15 protein-coding genes are annotated in these 13,199 nt (G+C 46.7%); 9 read left to right on the top strand and 6 right to left on the bottom strand.

Going from position 1 to position 13,199, the window contains the following annotated elements:
• Positions 1-6: 6 nt before the first annotated feature.
• From H8K32_RS11560 to H8K32_RS11575, 4 genes are read left to right on the top strand one after another with little or no spacing between them, the layout of a single operon-like run.
• Positions 7-603 carry a phosphoheptose isomerase gene (locus tag H8K32_RS11560; protein ID WP_186912689.1) on the top strand — a complete coding sequence of 199 codons (597 nt, stop codon included), beginning with the start codon at positions 7-9 and terminating at the stop codon, positions 601-603.
• Positions 596-1,255, top strand: a complete 660-nt coding sequence (locus H8K32_RS11565) for a BON domain-containing protein (RefSeq protein ID WP_186912691.1) — start codon at positions 596-598, stop codon at positions 1,253-1,255. Before H8K32_RS11560 ends, H8K32_RS11565 begins: the two co-directional genes overlap by 8 nt.
• A gap of 53 nt (positions 1,256-1,308) precedes the next feature.
• Positions 1,309-1,899: a LemA family protein gene (locus H8K32_RS11570; RefSeq protein ID WP_186912693.1), complete on the top strand. Its 591-nt coding sequence runs from the start codon at positions 1,309-1,311 to the stop codon at positions 1,897-1,899.
• Between the two features lie 26 nt (positions 1,900-1,925).
• Positions 1,926-3,932: a M48 family metallopeptidase gene (locus H8K32_RS11575; protein WP_186912695.1), complete on the top strand. Its 2,007-nt coding sequence runs from the start codon at positions 1,926-1,928 to the stop codon at positions 3,930-3,932.
• Between the two features lie 122 nt (positions 3,933-4,054).
• On the opposite strand, the gene H8K32_RS11580 is transcribed toward H8K32_RS11575, so the two are convergent.
• From H8K32_RS11580 to H8K32_RS11600, 5 genes are read right to left on the bottom strand one after another with little or no spacing between them, the layout of a single operon-like run.
• Positions 4,055-4,480, bottom strand: a complete 426-nt coding sequence (locus H8K32_RS11580) for a BLUF domain-containing protein (RefSeq protein WP_186912697.1) — start codon at positions 4,478-4,480, stop codon at positions 4,055-4,057.
• Positions 4,481-4,520: 40 nt separating this feature from the next.
• Entirely contained in the window at positions 4,521-5,228 is a 708-nt protein-coding gene (gene folE, locus H8K32_RS11585; protein ID WP_186912698.1) for a GTP cyclohydrolase I, read from the bottom strand.
• A gap of 55 nt (positions 5,229-5,283) precedes the next feature.
• Positions 5,284-5,487, bottom strand: coding sequence for a cysteine-rich CWC family protein (locus H8K32_RS11590; RefSeq protein WP_186912699.1), 204 nt, complete (start codon positions 5,485-5,487; stop codon positions 5,284-5,286).
• Positions 5,484-5,711 carry a zf-HC2 domain-containing protein gene (locus tag H8K32_RS11595; protein WP_186912700.1) on the bottom strand — a complete coding sequence of 76 codons (228 nt, stop codon included), beginning with the start codon at positions 5,709-5,711 and terminating at the stop codon, positions 5,484-5,486. The genes H8K32_RS11590 and H8K32_RS11595 overlap by 4 nt, the downstream gene beginning before the upstream one ends.
• Positions 5,712-5,739: 28 nt before the next feature.
• Entirely contained in the window at positions 5,740-6,306 is a 567-nt protein-coding gene (locus H8K32_RS11600; protein WP_186912701.1) for a sigma-70 family RNA polymerase sigma factor, read from the bottom strand.
• 100 nt (positions 6,307-6,406) lie between these two features.
• Here H8K32_RS11600 and argB point away from each other — a divergent pair, with 100 nt between their 5' ends.
• From argB to H8K32_RS11620, 4 genes are all read left to right on the top strand, one after another.
• Positions 6,407-7,330, top strand: coding sequence for an acetylglutamate kinase (gene argB, locus H8K32_RS11605; RefSeq protein WP_246447306.1), 924 nt, complete (start codon positions 6,407-6,409; stop codon positions 7,328-7,330).
• Positions 7,331-7,412: 82 nt separating this feature from the next.
• The gene (locus H8K32_RS11610) at positions 7,413-8,111 is read left to right on the top strand and encodes a pyrimidine 5'-nucleotidase (RefSeq protein ID WP_186912702.1); all 699 of its coding nucleotides are present in this window, start codon (positions 7,413-7,415) and stop codon (positions 8,109-8,111) included.
• Between the two features lie 233 nt (positions 8,112-8,344).
• A complete protein-coding gene (gene slmA, locus H8K32_RS11615; protein WP_186912703.1) occupies positions 8,345-8,920 on the top strand; it encodes a nucleoid occlusion factor SlmA in 576 nt (191 codons plus the stop codon).
• A gap of 117 nt (positions 8,921-9,037) precedes the next feature.
• The gene (locus H8K32_RS11620; protein ID WP_186912704.1) at positions 9,038-9,517 is read left to right on the top strand and encodes an Mpo1 family 2-hydroxy fatty acid dioxygenase; all 480 of its coding nucleotides are present in this window, start codon (positions 9,038-9,040) and stop codon (positions 9,515-9,517) included.
• A gap of 58 nt (positions 9,518-9,575) precedes the next feature.
• On the opposite strand, the gene H8K32_RS11625 is transcribed toward H8K32_RS11620, so the two are convergent.
• Complete coding sequence (locus H8K32_RS11625) at positions 9,576-10,874, bottom strand: diguanylate cyclase domain-containing protein (RefSeq protein WP_186912705.1); 1,299 nt, start codon at positions 10,872-10,874, stop codon at positions 9,576-9,578.
• Between the two features lie 339 nt (positions 10,875-11,213).
• On the opposite strand from H8K32_RS11625, the gene pabB reads away from it, so the two are divergent.
• Positions 11,214-13,109 carry an aminodeoxychorismate synthase component I gene (gene pabB / locus H8K32_RS11630; RefSeq protein ID WP_343067989.1) on the top strand — a complete coding sequence of 632 codons (1,896 nt, stop codon included), beginning with the start codon at positions 11,214-11,216 and terminating at the stop codon, positions 13,107-13,109.
• The last annotated feature ends 90 nt before the right edge of the window (positions 13,110-13,199 follow it).

Below are 13,199 nucleotides of genomic sequence, written 5' to 3' on the forward strand. Positions count from 1 at the left end.
CACACTATGACAAACCAACGTATCCTGGCGCACTTCAATGAAAGTGCCGAATTAAAAATCAAGGCCGCTGAAGAGCTGGCGCTTCCTATTTCTCAAGCAGTGGAACTTATGTTTCAGGCACTGTCTAACGGTAACAAGATTCTCGCTTGCGGGAATGGCGGGTCGGCGGCAGATTGCCAGCATTTTGCTGCGGAACTAGTTGGGCGCTTTGAGCGCGAACGTTTGCCGTTGCCTGCAATGGCATTGACGACCGATAGTTCGATTATGACGGCCATTGCCAACGACTATAGTTTTCAAGAAGTATTTTCCAAACAGGTGCAGGCGTTTGGACAGTCGGGCGATATTTTGCTGGCGATTTCTACATCGGGTAATTCGCCCGGCGTGATTAATGCTATCAATGCCGCGTTAGAACGCGATATGCGGGTTGTGGCCCTGACTGGTAAGGGTGGCGGCGAGGTAAAAAATTTATTAGGTGAAATGGATGTACATATCTGCGTTCCGCACGATAAAACGGCGCGTATTCAGGAGGTCCATCTGTTGACCATACATTGTATCTGCGACGGTATTGATACTGCGCTCTTTGGAGGTGATGTTGATGATTAAACAAAGTCTGGGTAAGTTTTCACGATCTTTGCTAGTAGCTGGTTTGTGTGGTTCTGCGCTTTTGAGTTTGCAGGGTTGCGTAGAACTCGTTGTTGGTAGTGCCGTCATGGGTACTTTCGCTGCCGCGGATCGTCGGACTTTGGGCGCGCAAACAGAGGATAAATCTATCGCTGTTAAAGGTGAGTTACGTCTTTCAAAAGCACTGGGCGATACCGCTCATGTGAATGTCAACTCGTTTAATCGTCACGTATTATTGACTGGTGAAGTCGCAGATCAACAAACCAAAGACAAGGCAGAAAACGAACTCAAGACGGTTGAAGGTGTTGTGACGGTGATGAATGAGATTCAAATTTCAGGCATTTCGAACTTCTCAGCGCGTTCCAACGATGCGTTGATCACGACCAAAATAAAGGCTGCATTTGTTGATACCAAAGACTTATACGCGAGTTCGTTTAAAGTTATTACTGAAGGAAGTGTTGTTTATCTGATGGGTCGCGTGACCCAGCGTGAAGGTAATCATGCAGCTGATGTTGCCAGTACAGTGAGCGGTGTACGTAAAGTGGTAAAAGTGTTTGAATACATCAGTGAAGAAGAACTGAAGGCGATGGTGGTTCAACCTGTAAAGACAGAAAAAACCGAAGCCAATAATTAAGTTAAAACCGTAGCCGATGACTTTTCATCGGTTTTCTTTTTTCTGGAGAGAAAATGATTACATTGATCGTATTTTTAGCTATTGTTGCCTTGATCGTGTTTTGGGTCATCGGCGTCTATAACCGTTTGGTCACTTTACGTAATCGCTTTAAAAATGCGTTTGCACAAATTGATGTGCAATTGAAGCGTCGTTACGACCTGATTCCGAATTTAGTGGAAGTCGCCAAAGGCTATATGAAGCACGAGCGTGAAACACTCGAAGCGGTGATCGCGGCACGTAATCAGGCGGTTTCCGCCAGCAGTAAAGCCGGTCTGGATCCAGCCGATGCTGCATCGGTGCAGCAATTGTCTGCGGCAGAAGGTACCTTGACCGCGTCGTTAGGAAAAATGTTCGCCTTATCAGAATCTTACCCAGATCTGAAAGCCAATGAGAACATGATACAGCTCACTGAAGAATTGACCAGCACGGAAAATAAAATTGCCTTTGCGCGTCAGGCGTATAACGACAGTGTCATGCAATACAACACAGGTATTGAGCAATTCCCAGGTTCTTTGATTGCTAATAATTTTGGCTTTAAAAACGCTGAATTATTGCAAGCAACGGAATCAGCAGAAGAACGTAAAGCCGTTAAAGTTTCCTTCTGAAATCTTGCCCTGGGCCTTGCATCGATATGGACTTTTTTGAACAGCAAGATCAGGCGCACCGCCAGAGTCGCAAGCTATTAATCCTGTTTGCCCTGGCGGTCATTGCGATTTTAGTCGCAGTGAATGTCAGCCTCGCGCTGATCTGGAAATGGGGTTTCGCGATGCGCACCCCAGGGCATCCTGGTTATCCCACCGGTTTTTTCTTCATCAATACTGCCGTTACTTTGTTATTTATCGTCGGCGGGACGATGTTTGAAACTTTCCGTTTGCGCGATGGTGGCGATGCCGTGGCCCAGATGGCTGGTGGACGACTGGTGATGCCAGACTCGACCGATGCCAAAGAGCGGCGTCTGTTAAATATCGTCGAAGAAATGGCGTTGGCTTCTGGTATCGCCTGCCCCCGTGTGTATGTACTCGATCGCGAAGATGCAATCAACGCATTTGCGGCTGGGTATCATCAAAACGAGGCAGTCGTCGCGGTAACTCAGGGTAGCCTGACCCGACTTACCAGAGACGAATTGCAAGGTGTGATCGGACATGAATTCAGCCACATCCTCAATGGCGATATGCGCATGAATATCAAGCTCATCGGTGTGCTGTTCGGGATACAGATGATTGCGGGCTTTGGTCAGGAGATGATGTATTGGGCATCCCGTTTTGGTAGCTCACGCGATCGCGACGAAAAAGGCCCACCAATACAATTAGTGATTGTTGTCTTTGGTGCAGCGCTGTTTGTGATCGGCTACGTCGGCATCTTTTTTGGGCGCCTGATCAAGTCGGCTGTTTCGAGGCAGCGCGAATTTTTGGCTGATGCCAGTGCCGTGCAATTTACGCGTGACCCGGAGACCATCGGTGGTGCGCTCAGAAAAATCGGCGGTCTTACCATGGTCAATCAATGTGGTTCGCGTATCAATAATCCTCGTGCAGAACAGATTTCGCACATGTTTTTAGGTGCGGCAAAGGTAAACCTAATGGATGGAATGTTTGCTACGCATCCACCGTTAAAAGAACGTTTGCAACGAGTATATGGGCACAACGTTGAGTTTCTCGATGCCAGTGAAATTGTCGATCCGGTGGACTTAGCAGCCATGCCGGAAGGTGTCTACGGATTTGGGGCTCGCAATGTGGAGGCAGCTCAACGTGCTCGTGCCGTTGAGAGAAGCTCTGATTTGAATGCTGAATTTGGTCAACATGCGATTCCTACCGCGAATACGATTCCTTTCAGCATGCCCTTAACGCCCGCAGCAACTGCTGTGCCGCAATCAACGTCAGCGCATGGTATTGATCCGTTCATCCTGACCGCCGCTCGCGACAGTACGACCGCGGACGCGTTGGTGTTCGCCTTGTTATCTGACCGCAGTGAGCCACAGGCGTATGCAATTCAACAAAGTCTGGTCGCCAGACTGGGAGCAGAAAAAGCAGCGTTAACAGAAAATTTGTTGAACCATCTGGAGAGCCTACAAGCAAGTCCGCGTTTGCCGATACTGGATTTAGCAATGCCAGCACTGAAGCAGTTATCGTCTGAAAATAAAGCGCAGTTATTGAGCGTTGCGTCCAAATTGATCGCTGCTGATCAGAAAATGAGTCAGTCGGAATTTGTGCTACAAACCGTGCTGGAACGACGCCTTGGACCACAAGCGGGACGTATGGTGAAGGTCAAGTTTAACGCCGTCACCGCCTTGAAGTCAGAAGTGCAATTGCTGTTGTCACTGGTCGCTCGTAGCCATAGCGACGATGCGCAAGCGGGTATCGCTTTTCAACGTGCTGCAGCCACCTTGCCTGAGTTAGCGTTTCAGAGTCGTGATTTGCTCCCGCCTGCAACCCTGGATTTCTTTGTCGTCCGGCAGGCATTAGAAAAACTGAATCAACTCGCCCCTTTGGCAAAACCGTTCTTGATTAAGGCAGTATTGGCTGCGGCAACACGCCCACAACAAGAACGCATGGATGCAGAGATGCTGGATCTGGTGCGCGGTATTTGTGCAGCGGTCGATGCACCGGTACCAGATGTGGTTGGAATGGGTGCGAATTTCTAAAATTCGGCAACGTGATTTTCTGTATTTTTTCTGTATTTGATAAAAAAACAGCCCAGTTTGCTCTGCGCATTCCGGGCTATTTTTTTATCTTAGACTTCGGCAGTTAAGCAATGGAAGTCTAATCAGGATCGACCGATAATTGATGCAGTAGCCATTAACTCATCGATCAACGCCAGCAACATTTTTCCGGGCATATCGTGTGGATTTAATACTGGCAGCGGCGAATACTTGAGCAACATTGATGGGTTGAGTTTGCTCATATTTACCTGACCCATGGTCCAACCGCCGTAACGGCGTTCAGTAATTTCTTCGTAATCGAGCAAAATTACATCGCGGTGGCGGGTGTCTTTCAAAATGTGGCTATACAACTGATTGACGGCGTCACGCCCACCTTCTAATACCTGCATAAAAACCGTATCGGTATGGCACAAAACGCCAGTGATACCGTTTTGTGGATTATGTGAACGTGACGTTAACATGATCGATTGCACGGTATCGCAAATATTCGTATCGATGGCACGGCTGGCATACAACAAACGAACTAGCATAGTAATTTCCTGTCTGGATTAACGTTTGATTAGCGCGTCATTAGCGTTTAATGAGCGACAAAAACTCGCGGCGTAGATTTGGATCTTTCAAAAAAGAACCATGCATTACGCTATTGATCATTTTTGCTTCGGTATCCTTAACACCACGCCAGTGCATACAAAAGTGGTCAGCTTCCATGACAACTGCCAGACCGTCCGGTTGCATTTTTTCTTGCAAAGCATCGGCCAGTTGTACCACTGCTTCTTCTTGAATTTGAGGGCGACTCATAATCCATTCAGCAATCCGCGCGTATTTAGACAAGCCAATCAGATTGGAATGCTCGTTAGGCATCACACCTATCCACACCTTACCCATAATCGGGCACAAATGATGTGAGCATGCACTGCGGACGGTGATTGGTCCGATAATCATCAACTCATTCAGATGCGAAGCGTTCGGAAATTCGGTAACCGACGGCATAGGTACATAACGACCGTGGAACACTTCGTTGATGAACATTTTTGCTACACGGCGTCCGGTATCCTGCGTGTTGTGATCGCTTTCGGTATCGATTACCAGGCTCTGAAGTACTGCACGTAATTTTTCTTCTACTTCCGCTTGCAGTTCTGCCAATTCACCTGGTTCAATAAACTTAGCAATATTGTCATTGGCGTGAAAGCGCGTTTTGCTTGCTTGCAAGCGCTCACGAATACGTTGAGAAGTGGGGATGTTGACCGCTTGGTAAGCGATGGGCTGATCGTTAGACATGCAAAATTCCTATAGGAAAGGCCTATTACCGGATTCACTATGGTAACTGAAATCTTTACACTTTGCTTTTTGCGTTGATAAGTTCAGATTTCCAGACTGGCAGACAGCGTGGACACAGGCAAGTCGCATCCGCCTTGATATTGGCATCTGGCAATAAAGACAAATCCATTGCAGGCACTACCATACACCAACAAGGCTGCTCTGATTTGTCTGCTACCGCACAAGTGAATTCTTGCTGACAGCGCTGGCAAATACTCATTGCTGCCTATCTTTCGCATCAGGTTTTGCTGTCGGATCAACGTCGTGTGATACTTTGTGCATTGCTTTGCGTAGCAATTGCATCTGACCATTAAAATTGGTACAGGCGTCGCAAATCGACAAATGCATTTTTAAACGGGCACGTTCACTCACCGACAAAGGCCGATCTAGTCCCTCAGAGACGATTCGGTGTGCTTGTTTGCAAGAGTATAAGAAAAATCGCATAAATTAGCTTCCTGTCTGGTTTCCTGTATCAATGATTGCCAAACCAATTCAGGTCTAAACATTCACGTAGCCGAAGGCGGGCGCGATACAAGACCACCCATAGATTAGACGTAGTTAAACCCAATTCCTTACAAATTTCTTCGGTATCAAGTTCCAGCCATTCGCGCATCATAAATACCCGTGCCGTTTTTTCAGGCAAATTTTCCAGACAAATTTCTAAAACCCGGAAAAAATCTTTTTGTTGCAGAGTTGATTCAGGCTCACCCCAGGCTGCTGGCATGTTAACAGTGTGACCGTTGGCTTTAAATAAACTATCAATCAAATCTGTCTCAGACTCGTCGTCCGAAGTGTCGAGCGCGACTTCTCTTTTCAAGCTGCGGATATGGTCGATAATTTTAAATTTTAATATTCCGGTCACATAAGTACGCAAACTTGATTGACCAGCAAAACTGTCGGGTTTTTCCAGCACAGCGAGCAAGGTTTCCTGTACGGCGTCTTCTGCCGCATTTTCATTTCGTAACTGTAGCAGCGCGAATCGCAGTAACGCGGGACGCATACCTTCCAGTTGTTGATGCAGGTCGATTAAAGATGTCATAAAATTCAAAAAATGAATTGGCGCGGAAAAGCTAGCATTATCCTGTAAAATTCAGGCCTATCGAATAAACCCTTCATGATACCTTCAGGATACCGTCATTATGAGCGATTTGAACGCAAACGCAGCAACACCAGTAGATAAATTAGCTGGCGTCGAACCCGTCATCAAAGCAGAGATCCTGGCAGAAGCGCTGCCGTATATCCGCAAATTCCACGGCAAAACCATCGTCGTTAAATACGGCGGCAATGCAATGACCGAAGAACGTCTGAAACACGGCTTCGCACGCGACGTGATTTTGTTGAAACTGGTGGGTATGAACCCAGTGGTCGTCCATGGCGGTGGCCCGCAAATTGATAATGCGCTCAAAAAAATGGGCAAGCAGGGTAATTTTATCCAGGGTATGCGCATCACCGACGAAGAAACCATGGAAGTTGTTGAATGGGTACTCGGCGGTGAAGTTCAACAAGATATCGTGATGTTGATTAATCACTATGGTGGTCAGGCGGTTGGTTTGACCGGCAAAGACGGTGGTTTGATCCGCGCCCGCAAAATGCTGATGCCAGACCGCGAAAATCCGGGCGAAATGCTGGATATTGGTTATGTTGGTGAAATTGATGCCATCAATCCAGCGGTGGTTAAGGCGCTGCAAGACGACGCGTTTATTCCTATCATCTCCCCTATCGGTTTTGGCGACGACGGTCAGGCATATAACATTAATGCCGATCTGGTTGCAGGCAAGATTGCGGAAATCCTGAAAGCCGAAAAATTGATCATGATGACCAATATTCCTGGCGTGTTAGATAAGCAAGGTAATCTCGTGACAGACTTGTCAGCACGTGAAATTGACGAGATGTTTGCTGATGGTACGATTTCCGGCGGTATGTTGCCGAAGATCTCGTCTGCGTTGGACGCAGCAAAATCTGGTGTAAACACAGTGCATATCATTGACGGCCGTATCGAGCATTCTTTGCTGTTGGAAGTGTTGACCGAGCAGGCGTTCGGTACCATGATCCGCAGTCATTAATTCGCACCGTTCATTTGCAAACTTTATCTCCTTTTACGTTTTTTGCGTCTCCAGGTCAAACACTCAGTAGCAGAGGTGTGCAATGAAAAAGCAATCCTCTCTGGTCTGGCTGTTTGATCTCGACAATACGTTGCATAATGCTTCGCATGCGATCTTTCCGGCGATCAACCGGAACATGAATGCGTATATTGCTGACGTTCTTGGCGATGGTACCAACCCAGCTGATGAAGCCACCGTGAACGCCGTGCGGCAAGATTATTATCAGCGCTACGGTGTCACGATGCTGGGTATGGTCAGGCATCATGGCGTCAAGGCCGAGGAGTTTCTGCAAGCCGCACATGCGTTTGATGATCTGCGTGCCATGATCCGGGCACAGCGTGGCCTGGTGCGTATTTTGCGCCGTCTTCCCGGTAAAAAAATATTATTTACGAATGCACCAAAAGACTATTCTCAGCGTGTGATGCGGCATTTGAAATTGCATCGACATTTTGATGCGCATATCTCAGTTGAACAAATGCGGGTGCATGGTAAATTGCAACCCAAGCCATCACGACCGTTTTTGCATAAATTATTAGCAATGAATCGTCTGAGCGCCAAGCAATGCGTGTTAGTTGAAGACAGTCTCGATAATCTGCGTGCCGCTAAAAGTGTAGGACTCCGCACGGTCTTAATTAAAGGCTACACGCCAGTACATTTACACCAACGTCCGGCAGCGTGCGTTGATCTCAGCACAACATCGGTCTTAGGTCTGTCTCAGCGATATCGACAGTTTTTAGTATAAGTCGCGTGAAATAGACTAAGCTGATGAAATATGAACCGAAGTCAAGTTGAATATCTGACAGAATATTCTTTTTATCACTTCACATACATAGCCTGTTTCACATAAAATCTGGAGCCCGCATCCGTAGATGGTGCGGAAGGCGTAGTTGGTCGACACTTCTGCAATGAACTGCAAAGTTGTGACCCATCAGCTTCAAATTATTCAATTTATTTAGTTACTCAGAACAAAGAAAAATGGCAAGTACCAAACCTGGCGAGCGCAAATTACAGATACTTCAGACGCTGGCAAGCATGCTGGAAAACCCGAAAGGCGAAAAGATCACCACGGCTGCCTTAGCCGCGAAGGTCGAAGTGTCTGAGGCCGCCTTGTATCGTCATTTCGCCAGTAAGGCACAAATGTTTGAAGGCCTGATTGAGTTTATTGAGAGCTCGATTTTTGGCTTAATCAATCAGATCAGCGAACAACAAGAAGATGGTCTGCTACAGACGCAGGCGATTATCCAGATGTTGCTCAATTTCTCTGAACGTAATCCAGGCATGACCCGGGTGTTGATCGGTGACGTACTGGTCAATGAGGATGAGCGTCTGCAAGTACGTATGAATCAGTTGGCAGAACGCATTGAAATGGCATTCAGGCAATCTTTACGTTTAGCCGCATCGCAAGGTCACCTGCCAGAGTCGGAAGCAACGGTACGTGCTTCTTTACTGTGCAGCTTTGTGCTTGGACGCTGGATGCGTTTTGCTAAAACTGGCTTTAAACAATTACCTACCGAACAGGCAGCATTGCAAATTGCGATGCTGTTGCGCTGAGCCCGCAAAGCTCGCCATTTTTTCTGTTTCCGCAGTATGATGTGACGGCGGCGCAAAAAGCGCCGCACCTCTGACATTATAAAATTACACAGTAGTAAACTGTGACAGGAGACAGAAATGAAACTATCTGATAGCCATCTCGATGGCAACCAGGATGCACAAAACCGACGGCGACAAATCGATTTATTGCTGAGCAAATATGCCGAAAGCCATTTGCATCCGACCAATGAAATCATTCATTGCATTTGCGTACCCGCCATCGTGTTTTCATTTTTAGGCATGATCTGGTCAGCACATCCTTTAGCAGCTTGCGCTGCAGTCATGACTAGCCTGATTTACTATTTCTTTTTATCCGTTCGTTTTGCAATTGGCATGCTAGTCATGTCGGCAGCGATGCTGGTGATTTTGCAGCTATTGCCGCAAGCGCATATCTGGAAGCTGTCGTTGCTGATTTTTGTTATTGCGTGGATAGGGCAGTTTATTGGGCACAAAATTGAAGGAAAGAAACCTTCATTCTTTGAGGATCTGCGTTTTTTATTGATTGGCCCTTTATTCGTCCTTGGGTTTCTATACCGTCGCTTGAATATCAAGTATTGAAATTCTGTTGAAAGACGATTGCTACCAGCATTGCACGTGCTGGTAGCATGCAGATAATTTAGAGTATCAAGTCCGCTTCGCCCATACTATTCGAGTCATAGAGGCACCAGGTATTTCTACCAGCTTGCTTGGCTGCTTTGAGTGCCACATCGGCCAGATGTAAAAACAAGCGTTGGTCAACAGCATGTAAAGGGCAACATGCAATGCCTATGCTGCCGGTTACAATAAAATGTTTGCCATCGAGCGTCAGCGGTTTTTGCATCGCGGCGACCAAACGTTCTGCGAGGCTTTTTACGGTGTCGAGTTTTTCTACCCGCGGCAATATTGCCGCAAATTCATCGGCATCGACCCGGCATAACGTATCCGTACTGCGTAACACTTCCGACAAACGTTGCGCCATAATGGTCAGAATTTGATCACAGGCGTCGTATCCGTAGGTGTCGCTAATGCTTTTAAAATGATCCAGATCGATAAACATCAATGCCATCATTTCGTGATTGGCAACGGAATCTTCGAGATTATTTGTCAGCAATCTGTGGAAGAAATGGCGGTTTGGTAGCTTGGTCAGGCTATCGTGGTTTTCTAAAATGCTCAAGCGGCTTTCTGCTTCGCGTCGCTCATGCGCTTCGCTATGCATATCCGCTTCCCATGCTTCCATCCGCGCAAGCATCAGGTTGAAGTACATACTTAAATTACTCAGATCGCCTGTCGTTTCTACCGATGCACGAATACTATAGTCCCCCGTGCTTGCAACTTTTTCTGCAACATCAGCAAGACTCAATGCTGGTTGCAATAAACGCATTTGCTTCTTGGTTAGTATATAGGCTGTCACGATGGTAATCGCGATGAAACCGACCAGGAAACAAATGAAAAGTTGAATGATCTGACGATACAAAGGCATTGTCCGGCTTTGTACAACCAATTGTCCATGTATGCCGCTATTGTCAGCAATCGGTGTGCTGATCAAAATATTGCCAGGATAAAAAACGAAACTAGAAGTCTGTTGAGGAACAATATCCGGATAATTATCAGTGTTAACTAAGCTACCATTGCCTGACGACAAAATAGGATGTCCTTTATTGTCATACAGGGTGATCGTCAATATTTCGTGATCACCCGCAGTGTTCAACACCAGATTTTGCATGCCACGAGTATCACCCGCAATGAGTCGATCGGAAAGGTTATTTCCCAGCATGACTGATTTAAGCAGCAATTCGCTGTGCATTTGCTTATAGACTTCAAAGCCTGCAATAAAGGTACTTAACAGCAGCGCAGCACCCATTGCCAGACTCAATGCGAGCAAGTGTTGTCTGAAAATAGACGGTGCGATCGGAGCGTGTAAGTGATTATTTTCCATCTGATTGTCTAATTTTTAGGCATCAATACCATAAAGGTGAAGTATTTACGTGTTTGCTTTGCAAAAGCGACGTTTCTGGAGACTTCGTTATACTAATTCTTGTCGGTATCTTAACTGCTTGGAATAGTTTTGCGTAAGTTTTCACTGAGAGCAAGAAGAATTCCAATTCTTAATCGGCGCAACAAGCATTTGTCGTATCTACACACTTTATAGGTGCCAGGTTGTTTTTTAAATGGGAAATTTGTCGTGATGCCATATCGTACTTAAAAATTTGTCATCTGATGCAAAGCTGCTCATCTGCGAGTAAACTTCGACACAAGTCCATGTTTAAGAAAAATCGTGTCTTCAATTTTTGATAGTTTGATGGTTGCCACGCAATTGCAGAAGGCAAACCAGGCATTTGTACTGCTCGACGACGCTCTTGCTGAGTCGGCACAGTCGCGGCTCTATGTTGATTTGCAACAGGTATTACTATGTGCAGAGAAAACGCAATGGCCTACGTTGATAGAAGGTCTCGAACAGGCATTGCAACAAGGCTACTATGCGGTGAGCTTGTTGTCGTATGAAACTGGCGCGCAGTTACAGAACATTCAAGAACGTGAGACGCCTGCTATTTCAAAAATTCTGCTGTTTAAAACCTGCTATCAATTAAATCAAGATGAGGTAGTAGCGTTTCTCACGCATATGGCTGACGGTGAGCAAGATCAGCATCATGCAACTGCGGGTATCGCGCATATTCGAGCTAACGTCAATGAAGCTCAATTTGATGCAGGGATTGCGAAAGTGCAGGCGTATATCGCCGCCGGGGACACGTATCAGGTGAATTACACCTATCGATTACATTTTGATGCGTATGGCAGCCCTTTACACTTGTATCGTCGCTTACGTGAGCGCCAGCCAGTGCCCTATGGCGCTTTGATTGTGTTGCCGGATGGCGAGGCGGTGGTTTCTATGTCGCCAGAATTATTTGTACGTCACAGCAAGGGGCAATTACAAGCTCGCCCCATGAAGGGTACAGCCGCAGCGACTGGTGACGCAGTACAGGATCAGTCAATCGCCGCAGAATTGGCAGCCGATATGAAGAACCGTGCTGAGAATCTGATGATCGTTGATTTGCTACGCAACGATCTTGGGCGTATCGCGGAAACCGGCACTGTCAGCGTTCCTAAACTGTTTGAAGTCACACGCTTTTCCAGCGTCTTGCAAATGACATCAACTGTGAATGCGCAATTACGCAAAGACTTAACACTGGTGGATATTTTGACTGCGTTATTTCCGTGTGGTTCGATTACCGGTGCACCCAAGCATCGTACGATGGAAATCATACGTGAAATCGAATCTGCACCGCGTGATTTATATACCGGTGCGATAGGTTGGTTTGATCCACCGGCGAAAGAACTGCGCATGCAACAAATACCCGGCGATTTTTGTTTGTCAGTACCAATCCGTACTTTGCAATTACAAGCGCCTGATACAGCGCATGCGCTTCAAATCCGACATGGTGTCATGGGTGTAGGTGCAGGCATTGTCTACGATAGTGTCGCCAGTGATGAGTTTGCGGAGTGCCAGCTCAAAGCACGTTTTCTGACTGGTTTGCAAGCATCGTTTGAATTATTCGAAACCATGTACGCAACGCATGAAGATGGCTGTCGTCGCCGTTATCAACACTTACAACGCTTACGGCACTCCGCTGAATATTTTGGCTTTAAATGGGACGAAACTGAAATCACACACCAGCTGCAACAAGCCTGTGACGAACTGCTCCCCCAAACGCCGTATCGTCTACGTTTAAGCATCAATCCGAACGGGCAGGTCTCGGTCAACACTGGCGTATTAACACCTTTTGATTCGCGGCCTCAGGTTTTAATGGCAGAAACCATGACCCGTAGCCGGAATTTATTTCTGCAACACAAAACCAGCCTGAGACAGCAATACGATGCTGCCTGGAAAACCGCCGAACAACGCGGTGCGTTTGATATGCTGTTTTTCAACGAGCACGGTTGTCTGACAGAAGGCGGGCGCAGCAACGTGCTATTGCAGATTAATGGACGTTGGTACACACCACCCTTATCCGATGGCGTATTGCCAGGCATTATGCGTGGTGAACTATTGAATGATCCTCGCTATCGCTTATCTGAAAAATCGTTAACACGGGATGATTTACAACATGCTCAACAAATCATGCTCTGCAATTCACTCAGGGGAGTGTTTAGTGTGGACTTCGTGTCTGGCTAGTTACACGAGTAATGTGAAATAAGCTGATATAGCGCAATCCTGTTTCAAAAAGCACAGTCTGGGTGAGTCCCCGTTTGTGCTTTTTTCACG

The sequence above is a fragment of the Cognatundibacterium jejuense genome (assembly GCF_014284255.1).
Classification (GTDB): domain Bacteria; phylum Pseudomonadota; class Gammaproteobacteria; order Burkholderiales; family Burkholderiaceae_D; genus Undibacterium; species Undibacterium jejuense.